The 18,829-nt window shown below is 66.9% G+C and carries 18 protein-coding genes; 12 read left to right on the top strand and 6 right to left on the bottom strand.

Translation table 11 applies throughout. The features are described 5' to 3' along the window. Window positions 1–97: 97 nt before the first annotated feature. The 6 genes from AC4LGL_RS03240 (at window position 98) to AC4LGL_RS03215 (ending at window position 4,324) form a co-directional block, all read left to right on the top strand. Window positions 98–586, top strand: a complete 489-nt coding sequence (locus tag AC4LGL_RS03240) for an inorganic diphosphatase (protein WP_064883966.1) — start codon at window positions 98–100, stop codon at window positions 584–586. Between the two features lie 85 nt (window positions 587–671). Continuing rightward, window positions 672–1,187 carry a 2-oxo-4-hydroxy-4-carboxy-5-ureidoimidazoline decarboxylase gene (locus AC4LGL_RS03235; protein WP_491837742.1) on the top strand — a complete coding sequence of 172 codons (516 nt, stop codon included), beginning with the start codon at window positions 672–674 and terminating at the stop codon, window positions 1,185–1,187. Between the two features lie 81 nt (window positions 1,188–1,268). Next, complete coding sequence (locus AC4LGL_RS03230; protein WP_491837605.1) at window positions 1,269–2,219, top strand: 2-hydroxyacid dehydrogenase; 951 nt, start codon at window positions 1,269–1,271, stop codon at window positions 2,217–2,219. 40 nt (window positions 2,220–2,259) lie between these two features. Next, window positions 2,260–3,399 (top strand): serine hydrolase domain-containing protein, encoded by a 1,140-nt coding sequence (locus AC4LGL_RS03225; protein ID WP_491837604.1) that lies wholly within the window; start codon window positions 2,260–2,262, stop codon window positions 3,397–3,399. 85 nt (window positions 3,400–3,484) lie between these two features. Beyond that, window positions 3,485–3,847 carry an STAS domain-containing protein gene (locus AC4LGL_RS03220; protein ID WP_491837603.1) on the top strand — a complete coding sequence of 121 codons (363 nt, stop codon included), beginning with the start codon at window positions 3,485–3,487 and terminating at the stop codon, window positions 3,845–3,847. Between the two features lie 33 nt (window positions 3,848–3,880). Further along, on the top strand, window positions 3,881–4,324 hold the full coding sequence (locus AC4LGL_RS03215; protein ID WP_491837602.1) for an ATP-binding protein: 444 nt from the start codon (window positions 3,881–3,883) through the stop codon (window positions 4,322–4,324). On the opposite strand, the gene AC4LGL_RS03210 is transcribed toward AC4LGL_RS03215, so the two are convergent. From AC4LGL_RS03210 to AC4LGL_RS03190, 5 genes are all read right to left on the bottom strand, one after another. Next, entirely contained in the window at window positions 4,297–4,740 is a 444-nt protein-coding gene (locus tag AC4LGL_RS03210) for a response regulator (RefSeq protein ID WP_036442566.1), read from the bottom strand. The two genes, AC4LGL_RS03215 and AC4LGL_RS03210, sit on opposite strands and share 28 nt — an antisense overlap. After that, window positions 4,737–6,314, bottom strand: coding sequence for a sensor histidine kinase (locus tag AC4LGL_RS03205; protein WP_491837601.1), 1,578 nt, complete (start codon window positions 6,312–6,314; stop codon window positions 4,737–4,739). Before AC4LGL_RS03205 ends, AC4LGL_RS03210 begins: the two co-directional genes overlap by 4 nt. Beyond that, window positions 6,311–7,522: a PP2C family protein-serine/threonine phosphatase gene (locus AC4LGL_RS03200; protein WP_491837600.1), complete on the bottom strand. Its 1,212-nt coding sequence runs from the start codon at window positions 7,520–7,522 to the stop codon at window positions 6,311–6,313. The genes AC4LGL_RS03205 and AC4LGL_RS03200 overlap by 4 nt, the downstream gene beginning before the upstream one ends. A gap of 125 nt (window positions 7,523–7,647) precedes the next feature. Beyond that, window positions 7,648–8,055, bottom strand: coding sequence for a hypothetical protein (locus AC4LGL_RS03195; protein WP_491837599.1), 408 nt, complete (start codon window positions 8,053–8,055; stop codon window positions 7,648–7,650). Between the two features lie 55 nt (window positions 8,056–8,110). Then, window positions 8,111–9,079 (bottom strand): TerC family protein, encoded by a 969-nt coding sequence (locus AC4LGL_RS03190; RefSeq protein WP_135360391.1) that lies wholly within the window; start codon window positions 9,077–9,079, stop codon window positions 8,111–8,113. Between the two features lie 227 nt (window positions 9,080–9,306). On the opposite strand from AC4LGL_RS03190, the gene AC4LGL_RS03185 reads away from it, so the two are divergent. The 6 genes from AC4LGL_RS03185 to AC4LGL_RS03160 are packed head-to-tail and all read left to right on the top strand — an operon-like array spanning window position 9,307 to window position 18,250. Beyond that, window positions 9,307–13,251: a Pls/PosA family non-ribosomal peptide synthetase gene (locus AC4LGL_RS03185; RefSeq protein WP_491837598.1), complete on the top strand. Its 3,945-nt coding sequence runs from the start codon at window positions 9,307–9,309 to the stop codon at window positions 13,249–13,251. Then, the gene (locus AC4LGL_RS03180; RefSeq protein ID WP_491837597.1) at window positions 13,248–14,585 is read left to right on the top strand and encodes a M1 family metallopeptidase; all 1,338 of its coding nucleotides are present in this window, start codon (window positions 13,248–13,250) and stop codon (window positions 14,583–14,585) included. The genes AC4LGL_RS03185 and AC4LGL_RS03180 overlap by 4 nt, the downstream gene beginning before the upstream one ends. Next, window positions 14,582–15,865 carry an MATE family efflux transporter gene (locus AC4LGL_RS03175; protein ID WP_491837596.1) on the top strand — a complete coding sequence of 428 codons (1,284 nt, stop codon included), beginning with the start codon at window positions 14,582–14,584 and terminating at the stop codon, window positions 15,863–15,865. The genes AC4LGL_RS03180 and AC4LGL_RS03175 overlap by 4 nt, the downstream gene beginning before the upstream one ends. A 57-nt stretch (window positions 15,866–15,922) precedes the next feature. After that, complete coding sequence (gene ppgS, locus AC4LGL_RS03170; RefSeq protein ID WP_491837741.1) at window positions 15,923–16,621, top strand: polyprenyl-phospho-N-acetylgalactosaminyl synthase PpgS; 699 nt, start codon at window positions 15,923–15,925, stop codon at window positions 16,619–16,621. Next, a complete protein-coding gene (locus AC4LGL_RS03165) occupies window positions 16,618–16,968 on the top strand; it encodes a DUF2304 domain-containing protein (protein ID WP_491837595.1) in 351 nt (116 codons plus the stop codon). The genes ppgS and AC4LGL_RS03165 overlap by 4 nt, the downstream gene beginning before the upstream one ends. Beyond that, window positions 16,961–18,250, top strand: coding sequence for a tetratricopeptide repeat-containing protein (locus AC4LGL_RS03160; RefSeq protein WP_491837594.1), 1,290 nt, complete (start codon window positions 16,961–16,963; stop codon window positions 18,248–18,250). Before AC4LGL_RS03165 ends, AC4LGL_RS03160 begins: the two co-directional genes overlap by 8 nt. Here AC4LGL_RS03160 and AC4LGL_RS03155 read toward each other — a convergent pair. Continuing rightward, window positions 18,203–18,829: a TetR/AcrR family transcriptional regulator gene (locus AC4LGL_RS03155; RefSeq protein WP_491837593.1), complete on the bottom strand. Its 627-nt coding sequence runs from the start codon at window positions 18,827–18,829 to the stop codon at window positions 18,203–18,205. The genes AC4LGL_RS03160 and AC4LGL_RS03155 overlap by 48 nt on opposite strands.

Here is an 18,829-nt window from a genome sequence, read left to right as displayed (position 1 = left end):
AGCCACCCGTTTAGGCCAGACTATCGCTCGATTAGGGTTGACCCGCGTCGTCGCCCGACGACCCAAGACTGACCGCAGATGCGAAGGAGCCACGACGGTGAAGTTCGACGTCGTCATCGAGATCCCGAAGGGTTCGCGCAACAAGTACGAGGTTGACCACGAAACCGGCCGGGTCAAGCTCGACCGCTACCTCTACACCGCATTCGGCTACCCCGCCGACTACGGGTTCTTCGAAGACACCCTCGGCGAGGACGGCGATCCGCTGGATGCGCTGGTGCTGCTGCCCGAGTCGGTGTTCCCCGGCTGCACCGTCGAGGCCCGCCCGGTCGCGATGTTCAAGATGACCGACGAGGCCGGCGGCGACGACAAGTTGCTGTGCGTGCCCGCCGGAGACCCGCGCTGGGACCACATCCAGGACCTCGGCGACGTGCCGCAGTTCGAACTCGACGCGATCAAGCACTTCTTCGTGCACTACAAGGACCTGGAGCCGGGCAAGTTCGTCAAGACCGCCGACTGGGTGGGCCGCGAAGAGGCCGAGGCCGAGTTGCAGCGTTCGGTCGAGCGGTTCAAGACCGAAGGTCACTGATCTCCTGATCTCCCGAGAGTTAGCCTCCTTGTAACACGGGGTAACGCCCCTGTGCTCTGCGCCTTTCATGCTTGACCAGGTGTTGATGCATCAGGGCCTGGGGCTTGAGGCGTACAACGCATTGCCGACGCGCCGTGCGGTGCACGCCGTGTACGAGTGCTGCTACAGCGTGGTGCTCGCGACCGATCTGGCCGGCGGGCGTCCGTTCGCCGACCATGCCGCGCTGTTCCGGCAGGCCGATGCCCTGCTGTTCAGTCTCGGCGAGGATTCCATCGACCGGGTACTGCAGGCCTATCCGCACATCGGGCGGCGCCCCCGCAGCCTGAAGTCGGTGTGCGAACAGTGCTCGGTGTGGGACGACGATCCCGAGGTGATGGCACAGCTCAACTCCGAGGTCCGGCACTACGCCGAGCGGTTCGGGTTTGGCTTCGTGATGTTCGTCGAAGACTGCTGTGCGCACCGGGCCATGGCCGGGATCCTCGACCGACTGCACAATGACCGCGACACCGAACGCAAGGTGGTCCGCAACGAGTTGGCTCGCATCAACCGGGCCCGACTGGAACGCATGCTCGGCCCTGAGGGCGGCTACTACAACTGGTAACGGGCCTCACCCCGACCTCTGACGTAGCGTGGTGCAGCAGAGCCGATTTCACTGCCAGACCTGCACCGAACGAGGACAGCCATGCCCCCTTCTGCGAACCACGTCCTGCAGATCGGCCCACTGAAGCCCTCACTCGCGGAAACTCTCCGCACCGACTACCGGGCGTACGCCCTGCCCAATAGTGACCAACGAGAGGCATTTCTGGCCGAACACGCGGCCGAGGTCACCGCGATCGTCGTCTCCGGCGTCACCCGGGTGGACCCGGACCTGATGGCGGCACTGCCGAACCTGAAGGCCGTGGTGAACTTCGGGGTCGGCTACGACAACATCGACGTGGACGCCGCCACGGCCCGGGGTATCGGCGTGAGCAACACCCCTGACGTGCTCGACGACTGCGTGGCAGACACCGCGGTGGGCCTGCTCATCGACACCATGCGGCAGTTCTCGGCCGCCGACCGTTACCTGCGGGCGGGCCGCTGGTCAGCGGAAGGCAATTATCCACTGACACAGCATGTTTCAGGGTCCTCGGTCGGCATCCTGGGACTGGGCCGGATCGGTGGCGCCATCGCCACCCGGCTCAGCGCATTCGGCTGTGCGATCAGCTATCACAACCGCAGGCAGATCTCCGACAGCCCGTACGCCTACGTCGATTCTCTGGTCGAGCTGGCCCGCCGGGTCAGGGTGCTCGTGGTCGCCACGGCCGGCGGCTCCGGCACCCGTCACCTCGTGAATCGAGAGGTGCTCGACGCGCTCGGAGCAGACGGCTATCTGATCAACATCGCCCGCGGCTCCGTCGTCGATCAGGACGCCCTCGTCGAGGCACTGACCCATGGCCGGCTGGCCGGCGCGGGCCTGGACGTGTTCGCCGACGAGCCGAACGTCCCCGACGCGTTGACGAAACTGGACAACGTGGTGCTGCTGCCCCATGTCGGCAGTGGCACGGTCGAAACCCGGGCGGCCATGGAGGCACTGGTCCTGGCCAATCTGGACAAGTTCCTGCAGTCGGGCGAGCTCGTCACTCCCGTTCGGTGAAACGCACCCGTGGCGGGGATGGCCCGGCGATGATGTCGCGATGGACGACCTCGTACATGGCCACTGCGATGCCCGCTTCTCTTCGATCCGCGACGCGCTGTCCGAAGCGCTCGCCAGCGGGGAGGAAACCGGTGCCGCGATCGCGGTCGACATCGACGGTGAACTCGTCGTCGACATGTGGGGCGGATCCGCCGACGCCGCGCGGACCAAGCCCTGGACCGAGGACACCATCGTCAACGTCTGGTCATCCACCAAGACGGTGACGGCACTGGCCGGGCTCATGCTCATCGACCGCGACCTGATCGCCGCCGACGCACGGGTAGCCGATCACTGGCCGGAGTTCGCGGCAAACGGTAAGCAGGACATCGAGTTTCGCCACCTGTTGACTCACAGCTCGGGACTGTCAGGATGGGAACAGCCGTTCGCTATCGAGGACATCTACGACTGGGAGAAATCGACGGCGGCATTGGCCGCCCAGGCGCCGTGGTGGGAGCCTGGCACCGCATCGGGTTACCACGCGCTGACGCATGGCCACCTCATCGGTGAGGTGCTGCGCCGGGTCACCGGTAAGTCGCTCAAAGAGTTCGTCCGCGACGAGATCGCGAGCCCACTGGCCGCCGACTTCCAGATCGGTGCGCGCCCCGAGGACGCCCACCGCATCGCCGAGATCATCCCGTCCGACGAACCGATGGACCTGCCGTTGGACCAACTGTCCGAAACCGCGATCAAAACTCTGATGGGCGCGCCGTCACCGGCGATCGCCAACACTGCCGAGTGGCGCGCCGCCGACATCGGTGCCGTCAACGGTCACGGCAATGCGCGGTCGTTGGCCAGGATTCTCTCGACAGTCTCATTGGGCGGCACGGTGAACGGCGTCAAGATGCTGCGCCCTGAGACCGTCGAATCGATCTTCGAGCCTCACATTGACAGCCCTGACCTGGTGCTGCTCGGCCACCCGCTGCGCTGGGGCCTCGGCTTCGGCCTGCCGCAGACGCAGACCGTGCCCTATGTCCCGGACGGCAAGATCTGCTTCTGGGGCGGCTGGGGCGGTTCGTGGGAGACCTGCAATCCTGATCACCGCGCCACGTTCGCCTATGTGATGAACAGGATGGGTGCGGGCGTCGAAGGATCGCCGCGTACCGCGCGCTATCTCACCCTGTTCTACGAGGCCCTGGCTTGAGGGGCCCAACGACACCGCTAGTATTTGTCGACGCCTCCTTGGATGTCGTCGCCATGGATGCCACAGATACGTCGGAGGTAACCGGATGACCAGCCAACCGGACCCGGCAGCGTGCTCGGTGGAAGAGCGCCGCGTCGGTGAGGTCAGTGTGGTGGCAGTGGCCGGAACGGTCGACATGCTCACCGCACCCAAGCTCGAGGAAGCGATCAACTCTGCCGCCAAGAGCTCACCTTCGGCCGTCGTCGTTGATCTGAGCGCCGTGGAATTCTTGGCCTCGGCCGGCATGGGCGTACTGGTGGCCGCACGAGAACAGTTGGGTGACGCGACCCGGTTCGCCGTGGTTGCCGATGGGCCTGCCACCAGCCGGCCGCTCAAGCTGGTCGGGATCGCCGAGGTCGTCGATCTGTTCGCGACGCTCGACGAAGCACTGCCCGCAGTAAAGGCATAACACCGGCCACACGGGGGTAGCCAGCAGGTCGACATGACAGACGCAGGCCAGTCAGCTCAGTTCACGAAGCATGTCAGAGCCGCACCGGAAGATGCGGCGCAGATACGCCGTGAGTTCTCCAGTTGGCTGAGCACGCATCTCACCCTCGACCCCACCAGAGCCAGCGATGTGGTGCTGGCCGTCAACGAGGCGTTGGCCAACGCCGCGGAGTTCGCCTACGTCGATGCCCCGGTGCCCGGGTTGATGCACGTGAGCGCCGACTACGACGAGGATGCGGCGGTGCTCACCGTCACCGTCAGCGACGACGGCGTGTGGCGGATCGGCGAAACCGATCACAAGAACCCGGCCCGCGGACGGGGAATCCCGCTGATGCGCGCGCTCACCGACCGCGCGGTCATCGACTCGAACCACGCAGGCACCGAAGTTCGCCTGCAGTGGGATCAGATCGGTCAGAACTGCGGCAACCGCACCACCTGAACGAAGAACTCGTCGATCTGACGGACCGCACTCATGAACTGGTCCAGGTCGACAGGCTTGGTGACGTAGGCGTTGGCGTGCAGCTTGTAGCTGCGCAGGATGTCCTCCTCGGCTGACGAGGTGGTCAGCACCACGATCGGGATGTGGCACAGCTCGACGTCCGACTTGATCTTCTCCAGCAACTGCCGTCCGTCGTATTTCGGCAGGTTCAGATCGAGAAGGATCAGATCCGGGCGCGGCGCACCTTCGAAGGCGCCGCGCCGATACAAGAAGTCCAGGCCTTCCTCGCCGTCGCGGGCAACGTGCAGGTTGTTCTTGATCTTGTTGTGCTCGAAGGCTTCCCGAGTGATGAGCTCGTCACCGGGATCGTCTTCGACCAACAGGATGTCAATGGCTCGGTTGACCGATGAGGTCACTTGGGACTTCCTTCCAACTGGGCTTCCGGCACGACGTCGGGCACGGTCGTGGGCGTGACGGGTAGGGTGAACATGAACCGGGTCCCGGGCGAGTACGACGTGTCGATCCAGATGGATCCGCCGTGGTGCTCGACGATCTTCTTGCACAACGCGAGCCCGATGCCGGTGCCGCTGAAGGCGTCGCGTCCGTGCAGGCGTTGAAATATGACGAACACCTTGTCCACGAACTCCTCGCCGATGCCGATCCCGTTGTCCGAAACGCTGAATACCCAGTTCTCGGCCAGTTCACCGGTACCCGGCCGGCAGTCGATGACGATCCGGGGCACAACCCCCTCGCGACGGAACTTCACCGCGTTGCCGATCAGGTTCTGCCACAGCATGGTCATGAGTGTGGGATCACCGTCTATCTGCGGCAACGGCTCGTCCGGCCGCTCGATCTCGGCACCAGACTCCCCGACGGAGGTGGCCAGGTTCTTCAGCGCGCTGTCGAGTGCGTCGTCGAGGCTCACCTCGGCATGGGTGGCGTTGAGCCGGCCCACCCGCGAGAACGTCAGCAGATCGTTGATCAGTACCTGCATGCGCTTGGCTCCGTCGACGGCGAAGCCGATGTACTCGGTCCCCCGCTCGTCCAGTTTGTCGCCGTAGCGCTTCTCCAGCAGCTGACAGAACGAAGCGACCTTGCGCAACGGCTCCTGGAGATCATGCGATGCCACGTACGCGAACTGCTCCAGTTCGGCATTGGACCGGCGCAGTTCCTCTGCCTGCTGATCGAGGGCGTCCTTGGCGGATTGCGACGCGTCGAGTTCTTCGACGACCCGCTGTCGCATGTCCTCGACATCTGCGGCGATCGCCCGAATGTCCTTGGGGCCCTGCGGGACGATGCGTTGCGCGAAGTTGCCCTCGGTGATCCGGCGGCACGAGGCTGCCAGCGCCGCAAGTGGTCGCGTGACCGCACTGCGCACCAGCACCGTCAACAACACCGCCATGGTGAAGAACGCCGCGATCATCGCGATCACCACGCCGTTGCGCCAGGCCCGGACGTGGCCCAGCTCGTCGACGCTGGCCTGCCTGGCCTGACTGAGGTTGGCGTTCTGCACGTCGAAGAGTTCGCGCAGTCCGTCGAATGCAGTCCTGCCGCCATCTGCGGCGCGGGGGTCGACAACTGCGGGCCGACCCACCTCGACGCCGGCGATGAGCGGCTCTGCATAGTTGGCCCGCCACGCCGCCGCCGCAGTCTCGATCGATTCGAGATCGGCCAGCAGGCCGTCGTGGCCGGCCAGATAACCGCGGATATCCGCTGCCGCAGCCGATTCCGCGTCCTGCCCATCTCCGTACGGCTCAAGGAATCGTGGATCCGCGGCAATCGCGTATCCACGCACAGCCGTCTCCTGGTCCCGCAGGGCAGCCTGCAGTTGATACGCCGCCACCCGGGCGGGCTGAATGTTGTCGATGAGCTCTCGCGATACGGCGTCGGTTCGGGCCACCAGCGCGATGCCTGCGATCGCACCGGTCAGGACGATCACACACATCACCGACACCAGCAGGTTCTGCCAACCTTGCACCGTGAGCTTCATACCGACGAACGCTCCACTCTGATCATCGCGATGTCATCGCTGAGACCGCCGTGCGGCCGCGCGCGGGATTCGACCTCGGCGACCAGTGCGCCGACGAAGTCGCGGCCGGGCAGCGCCGCAAGCGAATTGGCCAGTTCGAGCAATCCTTCTTCACCCAGACGTGCTCCGCCGGGGCCGGCGTGTCCCTCGAACAATCCGTCGGTGAGCAGTAGCAGACCATGCTGTTCTGGCAGTGCCAGTCGGTTGACAGGCCACTCCCTTGCGCCGAGACCCAACGCCGAACCCGCCTCCGGTTCGATCCACTGCACGGCGTCGGGACCATGCGCGAGCAGGCCGGGGTGGCCGGCACGCACCACGTCGTACTCCCCGCTGTCGGGATCGAGCGCCACGCTGAGCAATGTTGCAAAGATCCCCGGACCTGGACGCTCAGTGGTGAGTACGCGGTCCAGTTGACGCATCCGCTCGTTGCCCCGTAGGCCCGCGAATGTCAGTGCACGCCAACCGATGCGCAGAGCCACCCCCAACGCGGCCTCATCCGGTCCATGTCCCGCCACATCGCCCATCATCACGTGCACCGTCCGGTCCGGTGTTTGGACGATGTCGTAGAAATCACCGCCCAGCAAGGCTTCACGGCGGCTCGGCAGCGAGTGCGTGACGACCTCGACGCCCGGTTCTTCCAACAGCAGTGGTGACGGCAGCAGGCCACGCTCCAGGCGCGCGTTCTCCCGTTCCCGCAGTCGGCTCGCGTGCAGGTCCACCGCGGTCAGCTCGGCGCGTTTGCGCTCGATGGAGTACATGACAGCTCGCCGCAGCATCTCCGGGTCGACGCGGCCTTTCACGAGATAGTCCTGCGCGCCCGAAGCGACCGCCGAGACACCGAAGTGCTCGTCGTTCAGTCCGGTGAGCACGATGATCGGGACCGCCGGATCAAGCTTGCCCAACCGGTGCAGTGCATCGATGCCGTCGGCGTCGGGAAGATTCAGGTCGAGCAGAACACAGTCGGGGTGGGACTCGATCAATGACCGCTCGGCAGCCGACATGGACTGCACCCAAGCCAGGTCGATGTCGGCGGTGCCGGCCACGTCGGCGATCTGCTCTTCGACCAACAAAGCGTCGCCACGGTCGTCTTCGACCAACAACAGAGACAATCGCCGCCCTGGAGCGGGACCGGCGAGTGTGGCTGAGGGATAGGTCTGCTCCGCGCGCATGGGTCACGTCCTTCACTCACTGAGGCCACCCGGTCGCGCTGACCTCTGCTTTAGTGACGACGTTGTTGAGAATACCTAGACGTACGCGTCAATTCCCCGGCAGTCGGACGATTGCGGGCTCGGGATCAGGAGGCTCGCGCCTGTGAGCGCAGCTCCAGCCGGCGCAGCACGTCGTCGCCCAACACCCGCGGATCCTGATCAGGCCCGGCCGGGATCAGGGTGACCCCGTCGGCCACCTCGGCCGCCTCTATGTCTGCGATCAGGCCGGCCAGGCCGTCAACCGTCCCGATGTAGCGCACCTGTGCCTCGGGACCGGCCACGGTCAGGCTGCAGCGCGCCGAGCGGTAATCACCGGCCACCGCGACGGTGACATCGAGGATCACCGAGACATCGTCGTTCTCGGACTTGAGGCCGGACCGGATCCGGCGCGCCTTGGCCAGGTCGGGCGCGGAGATTCGCGCCGTCGGCGCCCCACCGTCGGTCAGTTCGGTCCACGCCTCGGCATCCGCCACGAATATCCGCACCCCGGCCACGCTAAGTGCAAATATCGCACCTGCACAGAGTTACGTTCAGGCCGAATCCAAGGGACTACCGCGCGTCTCGCACCCGGGTCTTGTACAGACTCGCAACCGTGGTGATGGCCAGCGTCACGATGATCACACCGAGACTCGCCAGGGTCGGGATCTCCGGGACGTGCACCGGCTCGCCGCCGTTGATGAACGGCAACTCGTTCTCGTGCAGCGCGTGCAGCACCAGCTTCACGCCGATGAAGGCCAGGATGAACGCCAACCCCTGCGACAGGTAGACGAGCCGCTTGAGCAGGTCACCGAGCAGGAAGTACAGCTGGCGCAGACCCATCAGGGCGAACACGTTGGCGGTGAACACCAGGTAGGGCTCCTGGGTCAGCCCGTAGATCGCCGGGATCGAGTCCAGCGCGAACAGCAGGTCGGTGGTGCCCAGAGCGACGATGACCAGGAACATCGGCGTCATCAGCCGCTTCCCGTTCTCGTGCACCCACAGCTTCAAGCCATCCCACTTGTCGGTGGTGCGCAGGTGCTTGCGGGCGAACCGCACCACACCGTTGTCGCCGTCGTCGTCGTGGTTGGTGTCCCGGACCAGGTTGATCGCGGTGTACACCAGGAACGCACCGAAGATGTAGAACACCCAGGAGAACTCGTTGATCGCGACTGCGCCGAGCGCGATGAAGATGCCGCGGAAGATCAGCGCCAGGATGATGCCGACCAGCAGTGCCTGCTGCTGGTAGATCCTCGGCACCTTGAAGCTGGCCATGATGATCAAGAAGATGAACAGGTTGTCGACCGACAGGCTGTATTCGGTGAGCCACCCGGCGAAGAACTCCAGCCCGAACTGGTTGCCGTGGAAGTACCAGACCCACACACCGAACGCGACCGCCATACCGATGTAGATCGACAGGTATGTCGCGGTCTCCCGCGTGGTGGGTTCGTGGGGGCGTCGCCCGATCACGACTACGTCGAACAGCAGAACGGCGATCGTCACCGCCAGGGTGATGATCCATTCCAGCTGGGTTACCTGCATCAAGAATCCTCCGGTCGTCAAAACGCCGGAGGTCTCTTCCACCGGTTACACGCACCGGCCCGCGACACCGATCGATCATTTGACGACCGACGTGATGACGACATCGCAGCGAAGGAATACTCCCCTCCGCCGACCAGTCTGCCTGACGGACCCCACGAATCGAAATCGAACCGGCACGCCGCACCGACCGGCGAGCCGTGTCGCCGCCGGCTTAGTAGTTTGTACTCGTGACAGCTGCCGCCAGTGCACACGAGATTCCACCGCAATACGTGCTATCCCCACTGGCCCCCGAGCCACGCACACTCGTCGACATCCTCAACGACACCGCCAGGCGTTTTCCCGACGCACCGGCCCTCGACGACGGCTCGGTACAACTCACCTACTCCGAGCTGATCGCCGATGTCGCCGACAGCGTGGCCTGGTTGGCGGCGCGCGGTATCGGCCGCGGCGACAAGCTCGGGATCCGGATGCCCTCGGGCAGCTATGCGCTGTACGTGGCGATCCTGTCGGTGCTGGCCTGCGGCGCCGCCTACGTCCCGGTGGACGCCGACGACCCCGACGAACGGGCCGAGCTGGTGTTCGGTGAGGCCAATGTGGTCGGGGTGATCACCGAGGCCGGGCTGGTCCGCGGGCCGGGATCGTCGCGCGGCTGGCGCGCCGCCGAGCCACTCGGGCGCGACGACGCCTGGATCATCTTCACCTCGGGCTCGACCGGCACCCCGAAAGGGGTGGCCGTCACCCATCGCAGCGCCGCGGCATTCGTCGATGCCGAAGCACGAATGTTCCTACAAGACAACCCCATTGGCCCCGGCGACCGGGTACTGGCCGGGCTGTCCGTCGCCTTCGACGCGTCGTGCGAGGAGATGTGGCTGGCCTGGCGCCACGGCGCCTGCCTGGTACCCGCCCCGCGGTCATTGGTGCGCAGCGGCATGGATCTGGGCCCATGGCTGGTCAGCCGCGACATCACCGTGGTGTCCACGGTGCCGACGCTGGCGGCGCTGTGGCCGGCCGAGGCGCTGGAAGCCGTCCGGTTGTTGATCTTCGGCGGCGAGGCCTGCCCACCTGAGCTGGCCGCCCGCCTGGCGGTCGACGGCCGCGAGGTGTGGAACACCTACGGCCCCACCGAGGCGACCGTGGTGGCCTGCGCCGCGCAGCTCGACGGCCAGGGCCCGGTCAGCATCGGCCTGCCCCTGGCGGGCTGGGACCTGGCGGTGGTGGACAAGGACAGCTTGCCGGTGGCGATCGGTGAGGTCGGCGAGCTCGTGATCGGCGGCGTCGGCCTGGCCCGCTACCTCGATCCCGACAAGGACGCCGAAAAGTACGCCCCGATGCCGACGCTGGGCTGGAACCGGGCCTACCGCAGTGGCGACCTGGTCCGTCTGGAGAACGACGGCCTGTACTTCCAGGGCCGCGCCGACGATCAGGTGAAGGTCGGCGGCCGCCGCATCGAACTGGGTGAGGTCGACAACGCGCTGGTGCACCTGCCCGGCGTGAGCGGCGGCGCGGCCGCGGTCCGCAAGACCGCCAGCGGCACCCCGCTGTTGGTCGGCTACATCGCCAGTACCGATCCCGATTTCGACCTGGCCGCGGCCCGGGCGGCGCTGTCCGAGTCTCTGCCGGCCGCGCTGGTGCCCCGCCTGGTGCTACTCGACGAACTCCCGACCCGCACGTCGGGCAAGGTGGACCGCAACGCACTGCCCTGGCCACCACCCGGCGGTGCCGACCAGGACTCCCCCGAACTCGACGGCACCATGGGCTGGCTGGCCGGATTGTGGCGCGACGTGCTCGGTACGGCGGTCGAAGGACCGGAGGCCGACTTCATCGCGCTGGGCGGCGGCTCACTGTCCGCCGCACAGTTGGTGGCCGCATTACGCCAGCGCTACCCGTTGGTGACCGTCGCCGACCTCTACGACCACCCGCGGCTCGGTTCACTGGCCGGCTATCTCGACGAGCTCAAGCCGCCGCCGGAGATCCAGTCCCGCGAAGTCAAGCCGACCCCGCTGCTGACCCAGGCCGCACAGGTCGCACTGTCGCTGCCGTTGGCCACCCTCACCGGAATGCAGTGGGTGGTCTGGCTGGCACTGCTGAACAACGTCGCTGCGGTGACCGGAGTCGTGTCATGGGCCCATCCACTCAGCTGGTGGTGGGTGCTGGCCGGGTTCCTGCTGTTCGTCTCGCCGCTGGGCCGCATGGGCATCGCGGTGCTGTTCGCCCGGATGCTCCTCGGCGGGCTTGAGCCCGGCACCTATCGCCGCGGCGGCCCGGTCCATCTACGGGTCTGGATCGCCGAGCGACTGGCCGATGCCAGCGGCGCCGAGAACCTGGCCGGGGCACCGTGGATGGTCTACTACGCCCGCGCCCTGGGCAACACCGTCGGCAAGGGTGTCGACATGCACTCGGCACCGCCGGTGACCGGCATGCTCAAGATCGGCCATCGCGCCTCGGTCGAACCCGAGGTGGACCTGACCGGGCACTGGATCGACGGCGACCTGTTCCACGTCGGGCCCGTGACGATCGGCAACGACGCCACGATCGGCGCGCGCACCACCCTGTTGCCCGGGGCCAGCATCGGTAAGAACGCCGATGTCGCGCCCGGCTCGGCGGTGACCGGCAAGGTCAAGAACGGGCAGTTCTGGAAGGGCTCACCCGCGGTGAAATCGGGCAAGGCCCGTCATCCGTGGCCCGATCACCGGCCGGGACGCGCCCCGCTGTGGGTCGCGGTGTACGGCGTGTCCTCGCTGCTGCTGGCCGGCCTGCCGCTGCTGGCCCTGGGCGCCGGCCTCGCGGTGATCGTCTGGGGCATACACGGCACCGCCTCACCGGCCGACGCGCTGCTGCCCGCACTGGCCTGGACGCCGGCCGCCGCCGTGGTGGCACTGCTGACCTACGCCGCGCTGACCGTGATCGGGGTGCGCATCCTCTCTGTGCGACTGTCCGAGGGTTACCACCCCGTGCGCAGCCGCGTGGGCTGGCAACTGTGGACCACAGAGCGCCTGATGGACGCCGCCCGCAACTACCTCTTCCCGATCTACGCCAGCCTGCTCACGCCGTGGTGGCTGCGCCTGCTCGGCGCGAAAGTCGGTAAGGACACCGAGATCTCGACCGCCCTGTTCACCCCGAAGTTCACCGAGGTGCAGGACGGCGCGTTCCTCGCCGACGACACCATGGTGGCCTCCTACGAGCTGGGCGGCGGCTGGATCCACGTCGCCAAGGCGACGATCGGCAAGCGCGCCTTCCTCGGCAATTCAGGTATCACACAGCCGGGTCGCAAGGTGCCCAATGACGGACTGGTGGCCGTGCTGTCGGCCACACCTCACAAGGCCAAGGCCGGCTCCTCGTGGCTGGGCAGTCCCCCGGTCCGGTTGCGCCGCAACGCCACCGCCGCCGATGCGCTGCGCACGTTCCACCCCTCGACCCGGCTCAAGATCATGCGCTCGGCGGTGGAAACCTGCCGGCTGATCCCGGTGATCGTCACCTTCGCGATCGGCATCGCGGTTCTGGGTGCGATGCAGGCCGTGACGATCCGGTTCGGTTTCCTGTGGGCGGCACTCACCGGGGGCCTGGTCCTGCTGGCCGCCGGCCTGGTGGCCGGGACCATCGCCGTGGTCGCAAAGTGGTTGGTGGTCGGCCGGATTCGCGCGGTCGAGCATCCGTTGTGGTCGTCGTTCGTCTGGCGCAACGAGGTGTCGGACACCTTCGTCGAGACCGTCGCCGCACCCTGGTTCGCCCGGGCCGCCAGCGGCACCCCGGTGATGAACCTGTGGCTGCGCGGCCTGGGCGCCTCGATCGGGCGCGGCGTGTGGTGCGAAACCTACTGGCTGCCCGAAGCCGATCTGGTGGCGCTGGGCACGGCGTCCACCGTCAACCGCGGCTGCGTGGTGCAGACCCACCTGTTCCACGATCGCATCATGCGGTTGGACAGCGTTGTGCTCGAAGAAGGTTCGACGCTGGGACCGCACTGTGTGGCGTTGCCCGCGGCCCGCCTGGGCGCCGGCGCCACCGTCGGGCCGGGGTCGCTGGTGATGCGGGGCGACGAGGTGCCACCGTCGACGCGCTGGCAGGGCAACCCGATCGCACCATGGAACATGTTCGGCAAGAAACGTGCGGGCGACAAGGCCCCCGAGAAAAACCCCGACAAGACTGCGAAGAAGACAGAAGACCCGGCCGCGTGACCCGATCGAAGAAAGCCGCAAAAAAGTTGGTACCCCAACCCGTGATCGACCCGTATCTGCCGCGCAACGGCAACTTCGGGTACCGGGTGTCGCGCTACGAACTCGATCTGGAATACAAGGTCGCGATCAACCGGCTGGCCGGGACCGTCACCATCACCGCGGTGACCTTGGCCGCGGTGCGCAACTTCACCCTCGACCTGTCCGATGCCCTTACGGTGTCGCGGGTTTCGGTGAACGGCCGGCGCCCGGTCCAGTACCGATGTTCGGGCGGGAAGCTGTCGATCACGCTGCCCACGCCGCTGCCGGCCGGCGCCGCGATGACCGTCGTCATCCGCTACAACGGAACCCCGCGACCCATCGAATCCTTCTGGGGCGACGTCGGTTTCGAGGAACTGTCGAACGGCGCCCTGGTGGCCGGCCAACCCAACGGGGCGGCCTCCTGGTTCCCGTGCGACGACCATCCGAGCTCGAAGGCCAGTTACCGGATCCAGATCAGCACCGACAGCCCCTACTACGCCCTGGCCAACGGCGAGCTGATCTCCCGAAAAGCCCGCGCCGGGCACACCGTGTGGACCTACGAACAGGCCGAACCCACATCGACCTACCTGATCACCCTGCAGATCGGCCAGTACGAAAGCCACCGGCTGACCAAGACACCGGTACCGATGCACGCGGTGCTGCCCGCCCGCTTGCGCCGCAATTTCGAGCACGACTTCCAAGACCAGCCGCAGATGATGAAGCTCTTCATCAAGATGTTCGGCCCCTATCCGCTGGCCAGCGGTTACACCGTGGTGGTCACCGAGGACGATCTCGAGATCCCGCTGGAGGCCCAGGGCATCTCGATCTTCGGGGCCAACCACTGCGACGGGCACCGCGGCGCCGAACGGCTGATCGCCCACGAACTGGCCCACCAGTGGTTCGGCAACTCGGTGACGGCGCGACGCTGGCGCGACATCTGGCTGCACGAGGGATTCGCCTGCTACGCCGAGTGGCTGTGGTCCGAACACAGCGGCGGGCACACCGCCGCGGAGTGGGCCGAGCACTACTACGAACGGCTGCGCGACAAGCCCCAGGACCTGCTGCTGTCCGACCCCGGGCCCGAGGACATGTTCGACGACCGGGTCTACAAACGCGGCGCACTGACCCTGCACGCGCTGCGCACCCTGATCGGCGACCGCAATTTCTTTGCGCTGCTGAGGGATTGGACGGCCCGCCACCGACACAGCACGGCGTTCACCGACGATTTCACCGGGCTGGCGGCCGGCTACACCGACGAGCCGCTGCAGCCGCTGTGGCAGGCGTGGCTGTATTCGAAAGAGCTGCCTGACCTGTGACCGACGCCGGCGGCGCGCCCGCCACTGGACCCATAACGCGCAGCAGCGTCGCCCGCGTCGGACTGGCGACGGCGATCAGCGCGCTGTGCGGCTACGCCGTGCTGTACCTGGCCGCGCGCGACCTCGAGCCGGCCGGTTTCTCGATCTTCAGCGTGTTCTGGGGTGCGTTCGGTCTGGTGACCGGAGCCGCCAACGGTCTACTGCAAGAGGCCACCCGCGAGGTCCGCTCGTCTCGACATCGGGATCTCAGCGTGCCGGTCGGCTCCTCGCGCGAGCGCTCGTCGGCGGGCCCCACCACCCATCCGATGCGGATCGCCGGTCTGGTCGGCATCGTCGCGGCCCTGGTGATCGCGGCCAGTTCACCGCTGTGGAGCGCGCACGTATTCGCCGAGTCCCGGGCGCTGAGCGTGGTGCTGCTCAGCGTCGGGCTGGCCGGATTCTGCCTGCACGCGACCTTGCTCGGCATGCTCGCCGGGGTGAACCGGTGGACCGAGTACGGGGCCCTGATGGTCACCGACGCCGGCACCCGGGTCGCGGTCGCCGCGGCGACGTTCGTGCTCGGCTGGGGACTGGCCGGATTCCTGTGGGCCACCGTGGCCGGAGCCGCGGCCTGGCTGATCATGCTGATCGCCGCACCGGCGGCGCGGATGGCCGCCGGACTGCTGACCGCGGGCAGCCCGGCGACGTTCCTGCGCGGGGCCGCCCACTCGATCGCTGCGGCCGGCGCCAGCGCGATCCTGGTGATGGGGTTCCCGGTGCTGCTCAAGGCCACCTCGGGTGACCTTGGCGCGGCCGGCGGTGTGGTGATCCTGGCCGTGACGCTGACGCGCGCACCGCTGCTGGTTCCGCTCACCGCGATGCAGGGCAACCTGATCGCACACTTCGTCGACCAACGCGACAAGCGGCTGCGGGCATTGCTGGCCCCTGCCGCCGCCGTGGCCGCGCTGGGTGCCGTGGGTGTGGCCGCGGCGGGACTGCTGGGGCCGTGGCTGCTGAGGGTGGGATTCGGCGACGAGTACCGAGCCGGCGGACCTCTGCTGGCCTGGCTGACCGCCGCCGCTGTCGCCATCGCCATGCTCACGCTGACCGGCGCCGCGACCGTCGCGGCCGCCCTGCACCGGGCCTACGCGCTGGGCTGGATCATCGCCACGGTCGCGGCCGTCGCGCTGCTGCTACTACCGGTCGGGCTGGAGACCCGGACCGTCATCGCGCTGCTGTGCGGACCGCTGGTGGGCATCGCGGTTCACCTGGGCGCGCTGGCGCGGAGGGCTGCTGGCTGATCGCGGAGCGGCTCCGGCCGCGACATTGGACCGCAGTGTAGTTTGGTGCCCATCGACATGCGCTTTCACGACATTTGGATCATCATCCCCGCCTTCAATGAGGCGAGCATCATCGGCGACGTCATCTCGGACGTGCGCTCGGTTTTCCCTAACGTGGTGTGTGTCGACGACGGGAGCCGCGACGGCACGGCCGACCTGGCCGTGCGGGCCGGCGCGCACGTCGTCCCGCATCCGGTGAACCTCGGCCAGGGCGCGGCGATCCAGACCGGTGTCGAGTACGCGCGCAGCCGGCCAGGAGCCCGGGTGTTCGCCACGTTCGATGCCGACGGTCAGCACCAGGTGAAGGACGTGGTGCGGATGGTCGACCGGCTCGACACCGACGGCGCCGATCTTGTGGTGGGCACCCGGTTCGCCAATCCGGACGCCCACGCGGTGACGCACACCCCGCCGTTGAAACGGATCATCCTGCGCGCGGCGGCATTCCTGAGCCCGCAGAGCCGTGCCTTCGGGCTCACCGACGCGCACAACGGCCTGCGGGTGTTCAACAAGTTGGTCGCCGACGAACTCAACCTCACGATGAACGGCATGAGCCACGCCGGCGAGTTCATCTCACTGGCCTACGAAAACCGTTGGCGCGTAGTCGAGGAACCGGTCGAGATCCTCTACACCGACTACTCGAAGTCGAAGGGGCAACCACTGCTCAACGGGGTGAACATCGTCTTCGACGGGCTGTTACGCAGGAGGATGTCCCGGTGAACTGGATTCAGGCACTGCTGATCGTCGCGGTGCTGGTGCTGTTGGCGTACCTGTTGGGGTCACGGCGCAGCGCGCGGTCCAAGGCGTGGGTGAAGGTCGGTTTCGTGTTGTTCGTGGCAGCCGGCATCTACGCGATCCTGCGCCCCGACGACACCACCGTGGTGGCGAACTGGCTTGGTGTGGACCGCGGTACGGACCTGATGGAGTACATGCTCATCATCGCGTTCGTTTTCGTCACGCTGTCGACGTATTTGCGCATCAAGGATCTCGAGCTGCGCTACGCCCGGCTGGCGCGGGCCGTGGCCCTGCAGAACGTGCGGGTGCCGGCGTCCTCAGCAGATGAATGACGAGCCATCCCGCCCTACCGACGACCCAGCATCGCTGAACGCGCTGCTGGCTGTTGCCGCCGAGCGCCAGAGCGCAGGCGATCTGCGCGGGGCGCTGCGCAATGCCATCGAGGTTCACGAAGCCCGACGTACCACCCTGGGCAACGATCATCCGGACACGCTCGCTGTGGCGTGGCTCGTGGTCAGCTGGCGATACGACCTCGGCGAAGCCGGGGCCGTCGAAGCCGTGCGTGACCTGCTCCCGACCATGGAGCGCGTCCTCGGTGCCGAGCACCGCGACACGTTGTGGGCGCAGCACACCCTGGCCGCAATCGACGACAGCGCAACAGATCCGGCCGATCGGCTGCTGCGATGGGTCCACCTGTGCGGTGCAGACACTCGTGCCTTCGGCGCACGCCACCCGCTGACGCTGGCCGCAGCATACGGAGCGGCGTTGGCTCGTCGCGATCTCGGCGATCCCTACGGGGCGAGTATGGAGGCGCTGGTAGTGCACCAGCACCGGGCTCGCCTCCTCGGTGAGCACCATCCCGAAACGCTGGCGGCGCGACTGGCGCAGGTGAGCTGGCACGGTGAGGCGATGGGGGTTACCGCGAAGACCCTCAACGACCTCGACGACCTGATCCCGGTGCTGGAAAAAGCGCTCGGTCACGACGATCCCACCACGTTGACGGCCCGGTATACCCGAGCCCTGTGGACCCCGGAAGCAGCTGGCAACACAATGGATCGCATTTCGGAATGGGAGGTCCTCGCCGAGGATCTCGCCCACGGACGAGGCGATGCAGACCCATTGACCCTATCGGCTCTGGGCAAGCGGGACGCAGCACGCATGGAGTGGCAAGACCTGCTGGAGGCGACCCGCGATATCGCCTACAGCGTTGAGTTCCAAGAGCAGAGCAACGAGCCACACTGCCCCGGCGCCGAAGCTGAGAGCAGAGCGACTGATGCCGCAGACGAGGAAGAGTCCGAGCAAGCTCATTCCCTCGAATGCGTTCTGACGGCGAAAAGGGCGTTGTCGCGGTGCGTCCGGGACGCAGGTATCGATGCACACCAGACGTTGCTGTGGCGCTACTACCTCGCATGGTGTCTGTGGGCCGGACACGAATTCGGTTCGGCCGGTCAGCGGGCCCGACGGCTGGTCAAGGACTGCACGATCATCGTCGGCGAGGACCATCCATTGACCGACGCCACGCGGATCTTGTTGTCCTTCAGCGACACCCAGGCGTGGACGGGACTCTCACCGTTCTGGGACGGTAGCGACGCCGCCGACCTGACCGGAAGCTAGCAACTGGGCAAACTCCGCCAACATGGCGATCCGGGCGTCCTCGAGTTCCGGCATCGGCAGCACACGGCGCACCATGGCGGCGCCGTCGAACGTGTTGATCACGATGGTCAGCAGCACGGCGAAAACATCCTCGGGGATCTGGTCCATGCCGGGCCCGTGCTTGGCGGTTTCGTAGATGTTGTGGATGTACTCGGTGAGCACCGCCTGGAGCGGGCCCCGCAGCTTTTCGTCGGTGCGCGCCGCCATCAGCAGTTCGTGCCACACGGTGTTGGTTTCACTGCCCGCGATGTCGCGCAGGATCGCCAGCGCCGCCGGCAGCGCCGGCTGCTCGGCGGCGATATCCGCACCCAACTTGCTGCCCAACTCCACCTGCCGGCGCGCGACCTCCCGCGCCGTGGCCGCCATGAAGTCGCTCATCGTCGGGAAATGCCGGAACAGCGCGCCGTCGGAAACCTTGGCCCGCTTGGCGATCACCGCCGCCGAGGCCTTGGCGTAGCCGACCTCGATGATGGTGTCGATGGCGGCGTCGAGGAGCCGTGCGACGGTTTCCTCGCGGCGCTGCTGCTGGGTTCTGGCCAT

The sequence above is a fragment of the Mycolicibacterium arcueilense genome (assembly GCF_058536225.1).
This window is presented reverse-complemented; position numbering and strand designations above follow the sequence as displayed.